Here is a 17,115-nt window from a genome sequence, read left to right on the forward strand (position 1 = left end):
TCTGGGGCGCCCACTGATTGGCCGGCGGGCGGCCCTCCGTCGCACACGCGGGCGGGGCGGAGGCGGAGCGATTGGTCACGTCGCTGAACGTCGATGATCAGCATCGGCTCGTTGAGGCGATCCGTCGTATCGACGCGATGAGCGTCCAGCGGGAGCGCGCGGTCCATGTGCAGGCGCTGGAGCGGGATCTCGGGCATCGGCTGGACTATGCGCGTCACGACAAGGAAATGCTCGACGTGTGGGCGCTGGTCGACGCGCTGCTCAACTATCCGGGCGCGGCGCATGCCCTTGTGCGGATTCTCAGGACGTTCTATCCGAGCAGCCTGCCGGTGCGGGCGCTGGGCGAGCTCGTCGCCGAGCTGCTGCCCGAACCGTGGCTCGATCAGGCCGAGCGGCGCGAGCTGCATGAGTTGATCACTTCGCTGGAGCGGGCGGACCCGAGCCTGTCGCATCTCGGCAGGTTTCCGATGCTCTACCGGCGTGCGGTCGGGCCGGCCTGGCCGCAGCTCGACCGGGAGGTCCGCAGCCTGCACGACGTCGTCGCGCTCCTGGAGGAGATGCCGGCCGGGCGGGACGGCGCGCCGCCGCTGCTGCTGTTCGTGAGCGATCTGGCGGAGTACGCCGGGTATCCGACCGCGACGCCGTTCCGCGACTGGGTGCGCCGCCAGGTGGAGGCGCAGGGCCTCAACGGCGCGGTCGTGGGGCGGGGCCGGTTCCCGGAGGTGCCGCGGGCCGAGCCGGAGCCCGCCGAGAACTATCTGATCATCGAGTGCGCGCCGGACGCGCTGGAGGCCGACCGCTACCTGGTCACCGCGTGGCTCCAGGTGGGCCGTGAGCCCGGCAGCACGCTGCGGTGCGGCGACGAGCCGCTGCCGCTCAGCCGGATCCCCGAGCTGCTGGAGCGGCTGCTCACCTCGGAGAGCTCCGTGATCGGACGGCCCAGCCCCGATCTCACGATCGAGTTCCTCCTGCCGCGCGCCCTGCTGGACGAGCCGGTCGAGCAGGCCATGATCAACATCGCCGGGTTCGAGCACCGCATCGGCATCCGGTACCCGGTGATCGTGCGCAGCCTCGACCGGATGCGCATGGCGGCGCTCCACCACGAGTGGCGGCACAAGTGGGACTGGCTGTCCGGCCATTCGGTCGACGCCCCGGTCTGCCTGCTCGGTCAGCCCGGCGAATACGACAAAGAGGAGCTCTACTCCAAGCTCTCCGGGACGTCCACGGCGGTCCTCGCGCTGGCGTTCCCGCCGTGGAGCCGTGCCGACGACGAGCCGGACGAGCACTGGGTCGGGCTGGTCGCCGGCGTCCCCGTCGTCGCGTGGTGCCGGGACGGCCGCGACCCCGCCCAGTTCGCCAGGGAGGTCAAGGGGCTGCTGGCCGCCGACGTGATGAAGCTGCCGCGCCGCGCGATGGACCTCCGCCGCCAAGCCCTGTCGGGCGGACTCGCAGGTTCCGGATCCGGCCATCTCGGGCTGAATCTGACGCTCCTGTTCGATGATGCCGATCGCATCCCGGAGCCGTACGTCCGGCTCCGGCCACCCGCATAGCCCCCCATCCCCGGAAGGCCGTCCCATGACGACAGAACCAGAGATCAGTGGCCTCGACGGCGACTGGCGCATCTACCGGGGCGACAGCAGTCCGCATGAACGGGTGCGGCGGCTCCCGCCGCCCCCGCCGTGGCGCAGGTTCAGCCCGGCCGACGCGGCCGAGGGACGCCTCGCGCGGGACCTGCAGCAGGCGGTCTCCTACCGGCCGGACGAGTCGGCGGTCGACCGGGTCAACGCGGCGATCCTGCTGCGCCGCCCGCTGCTGGTGACGGGCAAGCCGGGATCGGGCAAATCCACGCTGGCCTACAACGTCGCCTACGAGCTCGGGCTCGGCTCCGTCCTGTACTGGCCGATCACGAGCAACACGACACTGCAGACCGGTCTTTACGACTACGACGCGATCGGCCGGCTGCACGAGACCAGCCTGCGCGGTGCGGGCGGCCGGGCCGACACGGGCGAGCCGCCGGACATCGGCCGCTATATCCGGCTCGGTCCGCTCGGCACCGCGCTGCTGCCCGGCGATCTGCCCCGAGTCCTGCTCATCGACGAGCTGGACAAGAGCAACATCGACCTACCGAACGACCTGCTCAACGTCTTCGAGGAGGGCCGCTTCACCATCCTGGAGCTGCAGCGGCTGCCCGAGGAGCAGTCCCGCATCCATGTGATGACCGCCGACGCCGGACCGCGCGTGCCGATCGACCGCGGTGAGGTGCGGTGCGGGAACTTCCCCATCGTCATCATCACCAGCAACGGGGAGCGCGAGTTCCCGCCCGCGTTCCTGCGCCGGTGCGTCCGGCTGGTGATCGAGCCGCCGGACCGGGACCGGCTCGCGAAGATCATCGAGGCGCATCTCGGTCCGGACGCCCGCGCGGTGAGCGACGGGCTCATCGAGGACTTCCTCGCCCGCCGCGCCGACGGGACGCTCGCCACCGACCAGCTCCTCAACGCCGTCTACCTCGCGACGTCCGGGAGCAGGCCGCCCGAGGCCAAGCTGCGGGACATCCTCGACACGGTGCTCCGCCCGATCGAGCGGCCCGGCGCGGGATGATCGGGCGGCTCGTCGAGGCGCTGCGGGCGCTCGACCCGCAGCCCACGGCAGAGGAGGCGGCGGACGCGCTGTGGCTCGCCGCCTGGTTACGGACGCATGAGGGATCGACCCATCTGGCGACGGACGATTCCGGCATGCCGGACGGGGGCGGGTCTCCCGGCCCGGCGCCGCCCCCGGTCCCGCCGCCGGAGCGTCCCGCCGTCCCCGATCGCGAGCCCCCGCCGCCGCGGCCGGTGGAGGCGGGCCTGTACCTGACGGGGCAGGACGTGCCGGCCGTCGCGTTCCCCGTGCGGATGCCCGCCATGCCGGCCATCTCGCGGCCGCTGGCGCTGTCCCGCGCGCTGCGTCCGCTGCGCACGACCGTGCCGTCGCCGACCCGCAGGCACCTCGACGAGACCGCGACCGCCCAGCGCATCGCCGAGACGGGGGTGTTCGAGACCGTCATGGTGCCGGCGCAGGAGCGGCGGCACGATCTGGCCCTGGTCGTGGACGTCGGCGCGTCGATGGTGGTGTGGCGGCAGACGGTCGACGAGCTGCGGCTCCTGCTGCAGCAGCTGGGCGCGTTCCGCGACATGCGGACGTGGTACTTCGACAGCGGCGCCCCCCGGCTGTCGCTGCGCACCGGCTCGGCGTTCGGCGCCGGCGCCGAACGGGATCCGGACGAGCTGGTCGACCCGGCGCACCGGCGCCTCATCATGGTCGTCAGCGACTGCATCGGCCCGGCCTGGCAGGACGGCCGGTCCGCCGCGCTGCTCGACCGGTGGGGCCGCGCCGGCACCGTCGCGATCGTCCAGCCGCTGCCGCAGCGGCTGTGGTGGCGGACCGCGGCGGCGATCGAGCCGGTGCGGTTCGGCGCGCCCGGTCCGGCGGCGGTCAACGAACGGCTCACCGTGACGCGGGCGGCGCCGCTGCTGCCGGGCGACCGGCCGCACGGCATCGCGATCCCGGTGGTCGAGCTGAGCGAGCGCTGGCTGCGGTCGTGGGCCGACATGGTGGCGCGCGGCGGCCGGAACGTCATGGGAGCCGCCCTGTTCACCGGCCGCCCGACGACGGAGCCCCCGCCCGCCGAGACGGACACCATGTCGGCGGAGATGCGGGTCAAGCAGTTCCGGGCCGCGTCGTCGCCGGCGGCGTTCAAGCTCGCCACGTTCCTCGCGGCGGCGCCGTTGCGCCTGCCGGTGATGCGCCTCGTCCAGCGGGCGATGCTCCCGACCTCCACGTCGGCCGACCTGGCCGAGGTCTTCCTCAGCGGCCTGCTGCGCATGGTCGGCCGCCCGTCGGACGGCGGCGAGGAGGAGATCGCGTACGAGTTCCACGACGGGGTCCGGGAGATCCTGCTGCAGGGGCTGCGCAGACGCGAGGTGCAGCAGGTGCTGCGCGCCGTGTGGGACGTCGTCCGCGACCGGATCGGCTCGTCCATGGACTTCCCCGCGCTCATCGCCGCGCTCCGCCGGGGAGAGGCGCCGCTGCCTCCAGAACTGCCGTTCGCGCAGGTGGCGGCGCAGGCGCTGGTGGGTCTCGGCGGGTCGTACCGCCAACTGGCGAAGCAGCTGACGAGCGGTCTGCCCGCGGAGGCGCCCCCGGACACGGACATCATGGACTCCGGCGCCGGGACGGCGCCCGCAGCGCCGCCGGAGGCGTTCGCGAACGACGAGCCCGCGCCGGCGCCCCGGCTACGCCTTCCGGGCCGCAACCCGGACTTCGTCGGGCGTGACCGGCTCCTCGCCGGGGTGCGGACGGCGTTGCGCGACGGCACGGCGGCGCTCCTGCCGCACTCGGAGTTCGGCATGGGAGGGGAGGGCAAGTCCAACCTCGCGGTGGAGTACGCCTACCGCCACGCCGACGACTACGACCTGGTGTGGTGGATCCCGGCCGAGCAGACGACGTCCGCGCGTGCCGCGCTCGCCCTGCTGGCCCGCCAGCTCGGCACGCCGATGAGCGACGACATCAAGGAGACCGTCGACGGGGTTCTGCGCGCGCTGCGCGCCGGCCGGCTGTACCGCCGCTGGCTGCTGATCTACGACAACGCGCAGGATCCCGACCAGATCGTTCCCCTGACCCCGACGTCGCCCGAGGGGTCCGGCACGGGGCTCGGACCCGGCCGCCACGTCCTGGTGACGTCGCGCGACCGGGGCTGGGAGCGGCATGCGTCCGTGGTGAACGTCGGCGTCTTCGAACGGCCGGAGAGCATCGCGCTGCTGTGCCGTCTGGTGCCGCGCCTGTCGGAGGCGGAGGCCGACCTGCTCTCCGAACGTGTGGGCGACCTTCCGCTGGCGGTTCACCAGGCCGCGGCGTGGCAGGCCGTCACCGACGGCTCCGTCGAGGACTACCTGGGACTGTTCGACCGGCGCCTGACCGATATCGCCTCGGCCGCTTCGTCCGGCGAGGACTTCCCGGCGCCGCTGGCGGCCGGGGTGAGCCTGAACCTCGATCTGCTCCAGGAGCGGGATCCGGTCGCCTGGGCGCTGCTGGAACTGTGGGCGGTCTTCGGCCCCGAGCCGGTGTCCTGCAGGTTGCTGGCCGCCGGAGGGTCGGCCGTGCTGCCTGCCGAGCTGGCGGGGTTGCTCGCCGACGAGACGCGGTTGCGGGACGCGATGCGCGCGATCGCGCGGTTCTCCCTCGCCCGCTTCGACGAGGAGTCTGCGGCGCTCCAGATCCACCGCCTCGTCCGGGCGATCCTCAACGACCGGCTCGGTGCGGACGGGCGGCACCGGGTCCAGGAACACGTCCACGCGATGTTCGCCGCGGCGACGCCGGAAGAGGAACCCGGAGCGGAATCGACCTGGGAGCTCCGATCCGAGATCACCCCGCATGTCGTCCGGTCCGGAGTCTTCGACGCGGAGGGCCTCGACATCCGTTCCGTGGGCATCGACCAAGCGCTGTTCCTCTACAAGTCGGGGGACTTCGAGGGCAGCCGGCGGCTGGCGGAAATCGCCCTTGACGGGTGGCTGGAGCGGTACGGCCCCGACGACGACGCGGTACTGGACATTTCTCGCGTCCTGGCGAATGCCCTGCGCGGTCTGGGCGACAACAGGGCGGCCGCCGAGCTCAGCGAGGAGAACCTCAACCGGACGCGCAGGAAATTCGGCGCCGATCATATGCAGACCCTTTTCGCCGCCGGCGGATTCAGTGCGGATCTGCGCTTCCGCGGCGATTTTCGCAGAGCCTACGAGGTCGACCTCGACGCCTCGGGGCGGATGCGCCACCTGTACGGGGAGGACGCGTCCGACACCCAGCTCGCCGCGACCAACCTCGCCGTCGACCTGCGGATCCTGGGGGAGTTCCAGGAGGCGTACAACATCGACCTGGAGGTCTGGCGCAGGCAGAACGGCCCCGGCCAGGCGTACCGGCAGTGGTTCCGGACCACTCATCATCTCGCGCGCGACCTGCACGAACTCGGGCGTTACGAGCAGGCCTGCGACATGCAGGCGGAAAGCCTGGCCCACCTGCGGCCGGTCCTCGGCCCCGGGCATTCGCTCGTCCTGCAGGCGAAGATGAGCCACGCGGGCACGCTCCGCAAGCTCGGGCGGTTTCATGAGGCGTACCGCCTGGCCACCGAGACGTTCGCCGCCCACGTCCGCCGGTTCGGTGAGTACCATCCGAACACGCTGGCCAGCAGGGTCTGCCTGGCGCTCGCCACCAGCGCGATCGGGCGGCCCGACGAGGCGCTGCTGCTCATCGACGAGGCGCTGGACCGCTACCGCAGATCGATGGGGGAGGAGCACCCCTACGTGCACGTCTGCGCCATCGACAGGGCGGTGGTGCTGCGGCGGCTGGCAGAGGTGTATGCGGCGCAGGAAGCCGACCAGGCGGCGCTGTCCAGCCTCGAAACCGGAACCCTCGGGCCGGACCATTACTACGCGCTGTGCGCCACGGTGGGGCTGGCCAACGACTACTACCTGCTGGGCGAACTGGAGGCCGCGGTCCTCCTGCTGTCCGACGTGCGGGGCAAGATGCTCGCTGCGCTCGGCGAGCGGCACCCCTACTCGCTCGCCGTCACGTTGAACCTCGGGCGTGCGCGCCTCGCCATGGGCGGTGACGCGCCGGACACCGCGCCCGCTCTCACCGCGCTGGCGCGGACGCTCGGCCGGGACCACCCGCAGGTACGCGCTGCCGAGCGCGGCGAAATGCTCGAATGCGATATCGAACCCACCGCGCTGTAAGCCGGGCGTTCCGGCGGCGTCAGCCGCCCGGCGCCGACTGGGCGAGGACGAGGTCGCGCTGGACGGTCCGCCCGATGTGGCCGATCAGCCTCATCAGGTCGGGGCAGTAGACCGACGGGTTGAGGTAGCCCTGGCCCTCCCGGTAGCGGTGCGCGTAGGCGCCGCCGCCGCAGACGTCGCGCACGGCACACGTCCCGCAGGAGGGCGCCAGTGCTGCGGACCCGATCTGCCGCGCGACCACGCCCGGATGCCACAGCGCCTCGTCGAAGCGATGATCGAACACGGTGAGGCCGGTCTCGGGCGCGCCCGCGTACGAGACCTTCAGCGAGTCGACCTGCTGGAGCGTCCCGTCGGTGTCGATGACGAGCATGGCGACGGGCGAAAGTCCCACGCTCTCGCTCCGGCTCTGCCCGCCGAGCAGCACGTTCATGATCTCTTCGAACATCCGGACGCCGGTCTCCTTGCGCGGCGCGTGGTACCAGCGGTCGAAAACCGCGATGAGCCAGTCGGCATAGGGAGTGCCGCCGCCGTCCACGGGGCGGCGTGGCGGCGGGGTCGTCCAGGTTCCGTGCGGCAGCAGGAAGTCGACGCGCGGCGGGCCCGTCTCCAGGAGGGCCTCGTACGTCCGGACCGGGTCGTTGTCGAGGTCGACCGTGCAGAGCAGGCCCCGGTAGAGCCTTCGATGCTCGCCCGCGAGGCGGTTCAGCCCGCGCATGACCTCGGCGTGGCTGCCGCGCCCGTTGGCGCGGCGCCGGTGCCGGTCGTGCCCCTCGCGGTCACCGTCGAGGCTGACCGATATCCCCACATCGTGCTCGTCGAGCATGGCCAGCATCGACTCGGTGAGCAGCACCCCGTTCGTCTGGGCGCTGACCTCGACGTCACAGGAGGACGGCAGGCTCGTGCGGAACTTCGTGACGGCTCTCGCGATGGCCGCCGTCCCCGCCAGGAGCGGCTCGCCTCCATGGAGAACGATCGCCACGTCGGTGAGCGAGTGGTCGCGGACGTGCTCGGCGATCCTCTCCACCGTGGCGGCGAGCACCTCGGGCGCCATGGCGCTCGGCCGTGCCCGCCACGATTGGTCGGCACCCTCGTAGACATAGCAGTAGTCGCACGCCAGATTGCAGCGTCCGTGGATTTTGACTATGAACTCCGAGAACGCCAGCGGAAGCCATCCGCTCGCCCTCAACGCGGCGATATCGAGACCGTGAAACGGCCATTCGGTGTATTCGGCCCCGGGCATGGACGTCGCTCTTTTCTCGTCCGGAAGGTCGGGGAAAGTGTCGTCGCTACGCCGGGCAGTTGTGCGCGAAAATCAACGCTGCAGGCGGATGTCGAACTGAGCTGCGCCCCTCAGTGGGCCGTGGAGCTCTTTCTCGGCACGGAGTAGGGCGTCCGCCAGAACTGTTCCTGCGCCTCCTTCGCCTTCCCGCCACGGAGGCTGCAGGTTGTTATCGAACCGACCCGTGACACGCGGCGATTCGGCGCGCACATCCCTGGAAGGAGGGGACGAGGGCCAGGAGCCAGCGAGGCCGCTGGGCTCTGTTGTGCTGCCATGAGTGTCCGGCACGGCCGTCTCCCCCTCTTGTCCCGTTGATCGGAAATGCGTCGCGCTCCCTCTGCGGGCTCAGGGGCATCAGCCTAGTCGCGACGCGACGATCTTATGGGCCCGGTGCTCCCTCGCGTGCGGATCTCGGCGGACCCGCCAGAATTTTTGCCACGCTGTGTCAGGTGGGGCTTCATCGGCGGCGGACGACGTGGCCCGTCGCCGAAACCTCCCTGGCGGAGACCGTCTGCCGACTGTCCGCGCATCCGCGGATGCGCGGCCATCGGCGACGGCAGTGGGGCCCTTTGTGATGGTTGACGCATTTTTCTTGCCGGAGGCGGTCGAGGGTTGCAGAGTGGGATCGGCAGCGACCATCGGCGAGGTGCCCGTGACGGAGACTGCGCGACCGGCCGCGGCGAGATGGCGGCCGGGGGGAATGTGCTCGTTCCTCGTGTGCGACATCGTGAGCTTCAGCGACCCCGCGCGCGTCGATCCGGTCCGGGTCCGGGTGCGGAAGGCGATGTACGACGGGCTCGGCCGCAGCTTCGCGGGCGCGGGGCTCCGGCTGGACGACTGCCATCACGAGGACCGCGGGGACGGGGTGATGGTCGTCCTGCCGCCGGCCGTGCGGACGGAGGTGCTGCTGACGGCGGTGCTCGACCGGCTGCGCGCGGAGGTGCGGCACCACAACGCGGCGGCGAACGAGGCAGCGCGGATGCGGTTGCGCGTGGCGGTCAACACCGGCGAGGCCGAGTCGGACGGGCACGGCATCGTCAGCACGGCGCTGACGCACGCGTTCCGGCTCCTGGACGCGGCGCCGCTGCGGGAGGCGGCGGGCGCGGCCGAGACCGGGATCGCCCTGATCGTCTCGCGGCGGGTGTACGAGGACGTGGTGAGTCAGGGCCGGGGACTCGTCGATCCGGGGGACTACTACCAGGTCAAGGTGCAGGTCAAGGAGATGTCCGACGACGCGTGGGTCATGGTGCCGGGGGTCCGGCCCGCCCGTCCGTCCGGTGGGGTTCCCGCGGTGCCCGAAGAGCGCGTGCCCGAAGAGCGCCTGCCCAGAGAGCGCGTGCCCAGAGAGCGCTTGCCTGAGGCGGACGCATTCGGCCCGGACGCGTTCGAGGCGTCGCCTCCGGTGATGGGCGCGGACGTCGCGCTGCCGGAGTTGTTCCGCGTCGTCGAGGGTCTGCTGGAGATCCCCCGCCTCCGTGCCGAGCGGGGGCGCGACCAGTTGGTGGGCGCGCTGCCGCTGGAGATCGCCGGGGCGGTCCCGCGGTCGGCGGAGGCGCGCGCCGACCTGTTCGGCATCGTCCGGACATGTCTTGACTATTCGGGCGGGTTGCAGCAGCTCCTGCAGGCCGTCCACGGATTCGTGGGCGAGTCGATGGCGGTGCGCCGCCTGAAGCAGACGATCGCCCAGTCGCTGCTGGCGCCGCCGGACGACGCCCGCCCGCGATGACCACCGATGACCACCGATGACCACCGACGACCACCGACGACCGCCGACGACCGCCGATGACCGCGGGGCGGGTGGCCGTGGTTCAGTCGGCGAGGAGGTGCTCGCGTCCGAACATCGCCGCGGTGGCCCGGGCGGTGGGGGTGCCCGCGTCCAGGTCGGCGCCCGCCTTGCGGAGGACGCTCACCACCTCGTCCTCACCCTTGAAGAGTGCGCCGGCCACAGGGCTCTGGTCGCGTGCGTTGCGCCGGTTCGGGTCGGCGCCGCGGTCCAGGAGGGCGCGGACCGTGTCGGCGTGGCCGTGGTACGCCGCCAGCATGAGCAGGGTGTTGCCGGACGCGTCGGACGAGTCGGCGGGCACGCCGTGGTCGACGAAATCCGCCAGCGCTTCGGTGTCGCCCACGCGTGCCAGGTCCAGGGCGATCGCCAGGACCCGTTCGGTCTGCTCGGGCGTCAGGGTGGTTTCGCTCATGGTCACTCCCGGGCCGGGCCCGGCGTGGTGGGGTTCGCCCACCACGCCGGTCTGGGGTGGGGTCAGGGACGGGTGGCGGCGAGGGCCTCGATCGCCTTGCGGACGCCTTCGCCATAGGCCGGGTCGGCCTGGGTGCAGTTGGCGATGTGGCGCTCGATGGTCGCCTGGCTGGCGCCGTCGATCGCGCGGGCCGTGTTCTCGAAGAGCACCTGCTGCTGCTCGGGGGACATGTTCCGGAACAGGATGCGGGGCTGCTCGAAGTAGTTGTCGTCGTCCTCGCGGAAGTTGAACCGGTCCGCGACGGCGCCGACGGCCTGGCTCGGCTCACGGTAGGCCGGCTGCTCCTGCCAGCGTCCGTAGGAGTTCGGCTCGATGCCCGGCGTGGCGCCGTGGTTGCCGTCGACGCGCATGGCGCCGTCGCGGTGGTAGGAGTTGACCGGGTTCTTCGCCGCGTTGACCGGGATCTGGTGGTGGTTCACGCCGAGGCGGTACCGCTGGGCGTCACCGTAGGAGAACAGCCGGCCCTGGAGCATCTTGTCAGGCGAGAAGCCGATGCCGGGGACCACGTTGGCCGGGGTGAACGCGGCCTGCTCCACGTCCGCGAAGTAGTTGGCCGGGTTGCGGTTCAGCTCCCACTCGCCGACCTCGATCAGCGGGTAGTCCTTCTTCGACCAGACCTTGGTGAGGTCGAACGGGTGGTACCGGTAGGTCTCCGCGTCCGCCTCCGGCATGATCTGGACGTACAGCGTCCACTTGGGGTAGTCGCCGTTCTCGATCGCGTCGAACAGGTCCCGCTGGTGGGACTCGCGGTCCCGGCCGATGAACTCCGCGGCCTCGGCGTCGGTGAGGTTCTTGATGCCCTGCTGGGTGCGGTGGTGGAACTTCACCCAGAAGCGCTCGCCCTGGGCGTTGACGAAGCTGTAGGTGTGCGACCCGAAGCCGTGCATGTGGCGGTAGGACGCCGGGATGCCGCGGTCCGACATCACGATCGTGACCTGGTGCAGCGCCTCGGGCAGGTTGGTCCAGAAGTCCCAGTTGTTCTCCGGGTCGCGCATGTTGGTGCGCGGGTCGCGCTTCACGGCGTGGTTGAGGTCGGGGAACTTCAGCGGGTCGCGGAAGAAGAACACCGGGGTGTTGTTGCCGACGAGGTCCCAGTTGCCCTCGTCGGTGTAGAACTTCAGCGCGAAGCCGCGGATGTCGCGCTCGGCGTCCGCCGCGCCGCGCTCGCCGGCGACCGTGGAGAAGCGGGCGAACATCTCGGTCTTCTTGCCGACCTCGGAGAAGATGGCGGCGCTGGTGTACCGGGTGATGTCGTTGGTCACCGTGAACGTGCCGAACGCGCCCGACCCCTTCGCGTGCATGCGCCGCTCCGGGATGACCTCGCGGTCGAAGTGCGCCAGCTTCTCCAGGAACCACACGTCCTGCAGGAGCATCGGGCCGCGCGGACCGGCGGTCAGCGAGTTCTGGTTGTCGGGCACCGGCGCGCCCGCGGCGGTGGTCAGCGGCTTCTGGTTGTTCTCGGGCACGGTTCGCTCCTCTTCGGTTCGTTCGCCGGCGCTCATGCGCGGCAGGCGGGGCAGACGCCCCAGAAGGTCACCTCTGCCGCGTCGACCGCGAATCCTCGCGGGTCCCGGACGTCGAGGCACGGGGCCTCTCCCGCGGCCCCGCTGACGTCGGCGATGGCGCCGCAGGCGCGGCACACCAGGTGGTGGTGGCCGTCACCGGCGCGGGTCTCGAACCGGGCCGGCGAGCCGGCCGGTTCGATGCGGCGTACCAGGCCCGCCTCGGTGAGCGCGTGCAGCACGTCGTAGACCGCCTGGGTGGACACCGAGCCCAGTTCCCGCCGGACGGCCGCCGCGACGTCGTCGGTGCCGGCGTGCGGATGGGCCGCGACCGCCGCCAGGACGGCGACCCGCTGGCGGGTCACCCGCAGGTCGGCGCCGCGAAGGAGGGCGGCGGGGTCGGTGGTCGGCATGCCTGGAGCAAACCAGCTTTTCTGGAATCAGTCAAATTAACGAAAGCTTCCAGCTTTGCTCGGAGCGCGCCGGACCGCTCGCCGGCGTGCTCTCAAGAAGAACCCGGACGCCCGCCGTGTGCGGGGCGTCCGGGTGGCCGCGCGTTCCCTGCCGGAGGCGGTGCCCGCCACCGGTCACCACGACGGCGCCGTCAACTGCCGGCGGGTGCCGTGACGGTGGCCATCGCGCGGTCGGGCTCCCAGTGGGCGCGCAGGGATCGGATCAGGCCGTCCTCGTCCACCGTGTAGATCAGGACGCAGTCGATGGTCATGGTGGAGCCGTCCGGCATGGTGGTCGTGATCGTGGCGACGTTCGCGCAGCAGGGGCCGTTGGCGAAGGAGTCGGCGATCGTGAAGCGGAAGCCGGCGATGGTCGAGATGAAGGTGTCCCAGAAGGTCGTGATGCCGTCGAGGCCCCGGTGGCCGTTGCCCGAGGGGTCCAGGAAGGACGGGCCGACGGGGTCCTCGACCAGGGCGTCCGGCGCGAAGAGGGCGAGCCAGTCCTCCTTGCGGCCCTCGATGACCGCCGCCATGGAGGCGCGGGCGGCGCGGCGGGCCGGATGGTCGGCCTCGGAGGCGTTCCAGGCGATGGCATCTGCAACGTGTTCTTGTTTCACGGTCCCACCTTCGCGATGACGGTCTCGGCGAAGCGTTCGAGGTTCTCGATCTTCTTGGCGAGGGGTTCGGTGTCGGGGCCCTTGGCGTAGGGCATGCGGAAGCCGACGATCACGTCGGTGACGCCCTTGTCCTCCAGGCGCTTCACGCCGTCGGGCGTGTAGGCGTCCATGGAGATGACGTGCACCTCGAACGGGCCGTCGGCCTTGCCCTCCTGCTTCCGGATCTCGTTCAGCCTGGCCAGCAGGGCGTCGAGGTCGTCGCCGCCCGCGTGCATCCAGCCGTCCCCGCGGACGACCGCGCGGCGCAGCGCCGGCTCGCTGTGCCCGCCGACCAGAATGGGGAAGGGCCGGGCGGGCGTGATCTTGAGCGCCGGGATGTCGTAGTGCTCGCCGTGGAACTCGAAGTACTCCCCGGTGCTGAGCCCGCGCAGGATGTCGATCGCCTCGTCCATCCGCCTGCCGCGCCGCTCCCACGGGACGCCCATCACCTGGAAGTCCTCCGGCCACGGGCTGAGGCCGACGCCCAGGCCGAGCCGGCCGCCGGTCAGCGCCGCGATGGACGTCGCCTGCTTCGCCACCAGGACGGGCGGACGGATCGGGAGCTTGAGGACGAACGGCGTGAAGCGAAGCGTGGTCGTCACGGCCCCCAGCGCCGCTATGAGGATGAACGTCTCGATGAACGGCTTGTCCTCGAGGAACTCCCTGTTGCCGTCCGCGGTGTAGGGGTAGGTCGAGTCGGACTCCTTGGGATAGACCACGGAATCGGCGACCGACATGCTGGTGTACCCCGCGTCCTCGGCGGCCTTGGCCAGCGGCACGTAGAAGGACGGGTCGGTCATCGCCTCGGCGTAGGTGAACCTCATGCCCAGATACTAGAACCCGTTCTAATTTCATGCCAGGGTCCGGCGCCGAGGGGGTGGGTTCGGTGTTCGCGGGGCGGGTGGTTGGCTGAGGGCATGGGGAGGATCGCGGTTGTGACGGGCGGGACGTCCGGGATCGGGAAGGAGGTCGCGCGGGGGCTGGCGCGCGCGGGGTTCCTGGTCGGGATCGTGTGCCGCAACGAGATGCGGGCCGCCGCGACGGTCGAGGAGCTGGCGCGGGACGTTCCCGGGGCGCGGGTCGAGACGTTCCTCGGGGACCTGTCGGTGCAGATGGACGTCCGGCGGGTCGCGGCGTCGCTGGAGGAGCGGTTCGACCGGCTGGACGTCCTGGTCGACAACGCGGGCGTGCATCTGCTGCGGGCCAAGGTCAGCGCCGACGGGTACGACCGCATGATCGCGACCAACCATCTGGGTCCGTTCCTGCTCACGAACCTGCTGCTGGGGCCGCTGGAGAAGGGCGCGCCGTCGCGGGTGGTGATCGTCGCGTCGGAGGCGCACCGGCAGGCGGACCGGTTCGCGGTGGAGCGGCTGGCCGAGCCCGGGTCCTACGGGCCGGCGGAGTCGATGCGGGTCTACGGGCGGTCCAAGCTGCTCAACATCCTGTTCGCGCAGGAGCTCGCGCGGCGGATGGAGGGCAGCGGGGTCACGGTGAACGCGATGTGCCCGGGCGTCGTCGCGACCGGGCTGCTCCGGGACGTGCCCGGCAGCGGACGGGTGGGAGCGCTGCTGGCGCGCACCCCTTTGATGCGGACCCCGGCGCAGGGGGCGCGCATGGCGCTGCGGCTTGCGCTGGACGAGGAGTTCGAGGGGCGGAGCGGCGGGTTCTACAGCTCGACGCCGGGCGCCGGGCTGCTGCCGAAGGCGGGGCGGCTGAAGGATCCGGAACTCCAGCGGGCGGTCTGGGACCGTTCGGCCCGGCTTGTCGGGCTGCCCGCACTATAGGGTCTGGGTGCGTGAGCCAACCGCAGCACATCCGACCGCAGCACGTCGCGCCGCAGGCGCACGCGAGGCCGTCCGCGTTCAAGGACCTGCTGGGCGGGGCCGGCTACCTGTTCCGCGGCATCGGGTGGATGGCGCGGCATCCGGCGCAGTGGCTGTTCGGGCTCATTCCGGCGCTGATCGTGCTCGCGGTGTACACGGCGGGGCTGGTCTTCCTGGCGTTCCAGATCGACGACCTGGCCGGGTGGGTGACGGGGTTCGCCGACGGGTGGTCGGACGCGGCCCGCACGTCCGCGCGGGTCGTCGCCGGCCTCGCCCTGTACGGGTCGGCCCTGTTCCTGGCCGTCATCACGTTCACGGCGGTGACGCTGCTGGTCGGGGACCCGTTCTACGAGGCCATCGCGGTCCGGGTGGAGGAGTCGCGGGGCGGCGCGCCGCCGGACCCGGACGTCCCGCTGCTCGTCCAGATCGGGCGGGCGATCAAGGACACGCTCATCATCGGGGCCATCGCGCTGGGGTTCGCGGTCGTGTTCTTCGCGTGCGGGTTCCTGCCGGTGGTGGGGCAGACGGTCGTCCCGGTGGTCGCCGCGCTGGTGTCGGGCTACTTCCTGGCGGGCGAGCTGACGTCCGTGGCGCTGGAGCGGCGCGGCGTCCTGCGCAAGGAGCGGTTCGCGCGGATGCGGGCCGACCGGCCGCTCGTGGTCGGGTTCGGCGCCGCGACTTTTGTGGTGTTCCTCATCCCGCTGGGCGCGGTGCTCGCCATGCCGGGCGCGGTCGCCGGGGCCACCCTGATGGCCAGGGAGCGCCTGGCAGACGATCCGCTGGTCACACCCGGTGACGACGGCATGGCAAGGCATCACTGAGGCGATAGGAAGATGTGTCCGGAGCGTGATTACGCTCGGGATGTCCACTACTGATCTTGGCGTAACGTGTGCCGCATGTCCGATCAGGGGGAGCGCGGTGGGCGCTGGACCGATATGAACGACAGCGAGCTGCGGGAGGAGTCCCCGCAGTCGTCCGGCGCCGAGAGCGCGACCGGTCCGCAGGTGGCCTTTCCCGAGCCCAAGGTTCCCGAGGTGTTCATGTCCGCGCCGACCGGCCCCGCCGACCCGGCCGACCCGGCGGCTTCCGACGGCCCCGGTGACGACGCGCCGTCGCATGATGTGTGGGGCAAGGTCGAGGAGCCTCAGCGCGCGTTCCCGTCCCAGGGCGGCGCCTTCCCGCCGCAGGACGACGTGTTCCCGCCGCAGGACGATGCTTTCGCGACGCAGGACGACCCGTTCCCGTCGCAGGGCGGTGCGTTCCAGTCCCGGAACGATGAGTTCTCGTCGCAAGGCGGTGCGTTCCAGTCGCAAGGCGACGCGTTCGCGTCGCAGGGCGGTGATGAGCGGGAGGCGGACGACGTCAAGGTGGCGCCCGTCTCCGAGGAGGACGCGCCCCAGTGGGAGGGGTCGCTCTTCGACGAGGGCGCGGGCGACGCCGACTCGAACTACGTCCCGGCCGTCCCGACCGGGTCGGGGCAGCCCGCCAAGCCGGGCAAGCCGAGCAGCGGCAACTGGCAGATGCCGGAGTGGATGGCGGACGAGGAGTCCGCCGACGCCAAGCTCGGCGGCTCGCCGACGCCGTCCCGGGACGTCCTGGACGACGGCGGCGGCCGGTCCAGGCTGGTGCTGTTCGGCGGCGTCGGGCTGCTGCTGGTCGCGCTGATCGCGGCCGGCGCCGTCTACTTCACCAAGGGCGGCGACGACCCGGAGGCGCCGTCCGGCAACGTCGACAAGCGGGCGGCGGCGGAGCAGTCCGAGGGTGCGCAGGTGAAGCCGCCGCCGGACAAGCCGCTCGGGAAGTTCCGCGGCACGCCGAGCCGGATGCTCGGCATGGTGCCGGACGCCCATTCCGGGCTGGCCTATCCGCGCCTCGCGGCTCCCTGGCAGGTGCCGACGAAGCAGAACAGGCTGGGCACGTCGGGATGGTCCGGGCAGCAGATCCTGGTGACCGAGCGGCACGCCCAGCAGCTCTGGTACGGGCAGCTCCTCACCGGCACGCTGCACCCGAGCCTGGCCACGGCCTACGAGGGCCCGGAGAGCGTGAAGAACGTCGCCGCCCTGGTCGCGCAGGGGCAGGAGGCGCAGTACTATGCGTTCCCGCACAAGACGGCGCCGCTGGCGTCGCAGGCGCTGACCGTGGACGGCCGCAAGGGCTGGCTAATCGCCTCGTACCTGACCTACCAGCGGTCCGGGGTGCGGGCGACCGGCGAGGTCGTCGCCACGGCCGTGATCGACACCGGCCGGAAGACCCCCGCGGTGGTGTTCGCGTCGATGCCGAACACGCACAAGCAGCGGTGGCCGGACGTGACCGAGTTCCTCACCCACCTGAAGATCGCGTCCTGACGAGGCGGAACCCGGGGTGGGCCCCCTGCAGAACCGAATGAC

The 17,115-nt window shown here is 71.5% G+C and carries 13 protein-coding genes; 7 read left to right on the top strand and 6 right to left on the bottom strand.

Annotation, left to right across the window (positions count from 1 at the left end):
• Window positions 1-71 precede the first annotated feature (71 nt).
• Genes SM611_RS12825 through fxsT form a run of 3 tightly spaced genes read left to right on the top strand, consistent with a single transcriptional unit; the run spans window position 72 to window position 6,761 of the window.
• Window positions 72-1,550: a VMAP-C domain-containing protein gene (locus SM611_RS12825; RefSeq protein ID WP_371949717.1), complete on the top strand. Its 1,479-nt coding sequence runs from the start codon at window positions 72-74 to the stop codon at window positions 1,548-1,550.
• Window positions 1,551-1,575: 25 nt separating this feature from the next.
• Window positions 1,576-2,598, top strand: coding sequence for an AAA family ATPase (locus tag SM611_RS12830; RefSeq protein WP_371949718.1), 1,023 nt, complete (start codon window positions 1,576-1,578; stop codon window positions 2,596-2,598).
• Window positions 2,595-6,761, top strand: coding sequence for an FxSxx-COOH system tetratricopeptide repeat protein (gene fxsT / locus SM611_RS12835; protein ID WP_371949719.1), 4,167 nt, complete (start codon window positions 2,595-2,597; stop codon window positions 6,759-6,761). Before SM611_RS12830 ends, fxsT begins: the two co-directional genes overlap by 4 nt.
• Window positions 6,762-6,780: 19 nt before the next feature.
• On the opposite strand, the gene SM611_RS12840 is transcribed toward fxsT, so the two are convergent.
• A complete protein-coding gene (locus SM611_RS12840; RefSeq protein WP_371949720.1) occupies window positions 6,781-8,001 on the bottom strand; it encodes an FxsB family cyclophane-forming radical SAM/SPASM peptide maturase in 1,221 nt (406 codons plus the stop codon).
• A gap of 766 nt (window positions 8,002-8,767) precedes the next feature.
• Between SM611_RS12840 and SM611_RS12845 the strand changes: the two genes are divergently transcribed.
• Window positions 8,768-9,766: an effector-associated domain 2-containing protein gene (locus SM611_RS12845; RefSeq protein WP_371949721.1), complete on the top strand. Its 999-nt coding sequence runs from the start codon at window positions 8,768-8,770 to the stop codon at window positions 9,764-9,766.
• Window positions 9,767-9,848: 82 nt separating this feature from the next.
• Here the strand turns inward: SM611_RS12845 and SM611_RS12850 are convergent, their stop codons facing one another.
• The 5 genes from SM611_RS12850 to SM611_RS12870 form a co-directional block, all read right to left on the bottom strand.
• The gene (locus tag SM611_RS12850; RefSeq protein WP_371949722.1) at window positions 9,849-10,235 is read right to left on the bottom strand and encodes an ankyrin repeat domain-containing protein; all 387 of its coding nucleotides are present in this window, start codon (window positions 10,233-10,235) and stop codon (window positions 9,849-9,851) included.
• A gap of 62 nt (window positions 10,236-10,297) precedes the next feature.
• On the bottom strand, window positions 10,298-11,797 hold the full coding sequence (locus tag SM611_RS12855; RefSeq protein ID WP_443112133.1) for a catalase: 1,500 nt from the start codon (window positions 11,795-11,797) through the stop codon (window positions 10,298-10,300).
• A complete protein-coding gene (locus SM611_RS12860; RefSeq protein ID WP_371949724.1) occupies window positions 11,794-12,210 on the bottom strand; it encodes a Fur family transcriptional regulator in 417 nt (138 codons plus the stop codon). Before SM611_RS12860 ends, SM611_RS12855 begins: the two co-directional genes overlap by 4 nt.
• 191 nt (window positions 12,211-12,401) lie before the next feature.
• On the bottom strand, window positions 12,402-12,866 hold the full coding sequence (locus SM611_RS12865; RefSeq protein ID WP_371949725.1) for a nuclear transport factor 2 family protein: 465 nt from the start codon (window positions 12,864-12,866) through the stop codon (window positions 12,402-12,404).
• A complete protein-coding gene (locus SM611_RS12870) occupies window positions 12,863-13,729 on the bottom strand; it encodes a TIGR03619 family F420-dependent LLM class oxidoreductase (RefSeq protein ID WP_371949726.1) in 867 nt (288 codons plus the stop codon). The genes SM611_RS12865 and SM611_RS12870 overlap by 4 nt, the downstream gene beginning before the upstream one ends.
• A gap of 93 nt (window positions 13,730-13,822) precedes the next feature.
• Between SM611_RS12870 and SM611_RS12875 the strand changes: the two genes are divergently transcribed.
• The 3 genes from SM611_RS12875 to SM611_RS12885 all read left to right on the top strand — a co-directional run bounded on the left by SM611_RS12875 (window position 13,823) and on the right by SM611_RS12885 (window position 17,073).
• Entirely contained in the window at window positions 13,823-14,689 is an 867-nt protein-coding gene (locus tag SM611_RS12875; RefSeq protein ID WP_371949727.1) for an SDR family NAD(P)-dependent oxidoreductase, read from the top strand.
• Window positions 14,690-14,700: 11 nt separating this feature from the next.
• Window positions 14,701-15,549: an EI24 domain-containing protein gene (locus SM611_RS12880; protein WP_371949728.1), complete on the top strand. Its 849-nt coding sequence runs from the start codon at window positions 14,701-14,703 to the stop codon at window positions 15,547-15,549.
• A gap of 75 nt (window positions 15,550-15,624) precedes the next feature.
• Entirely contained in the window at window positions 15,625-17,073 is a 1,449-nt protein-coding gene (locus SM611_RS12885) for a flagellar basal body-associated FliL family protein (RefSeq protein ID WP_371949729.1), read from the top strand.
• The last annotated feature ends 42 nt before the right edge of the window (window positions 17,074-17,115 follow it).

Origin of the sequence: Actinomadura monticuli (assembly GCF_041463655.1) — a bacterium.
GTDB classification, from domain to species: domain Bacteria; phylum Actinomycetota; class Actinomycetes; order Streptosporangiales; family Streptosporangiaceae; genus Spirillospora; species Spirillospora monticuli.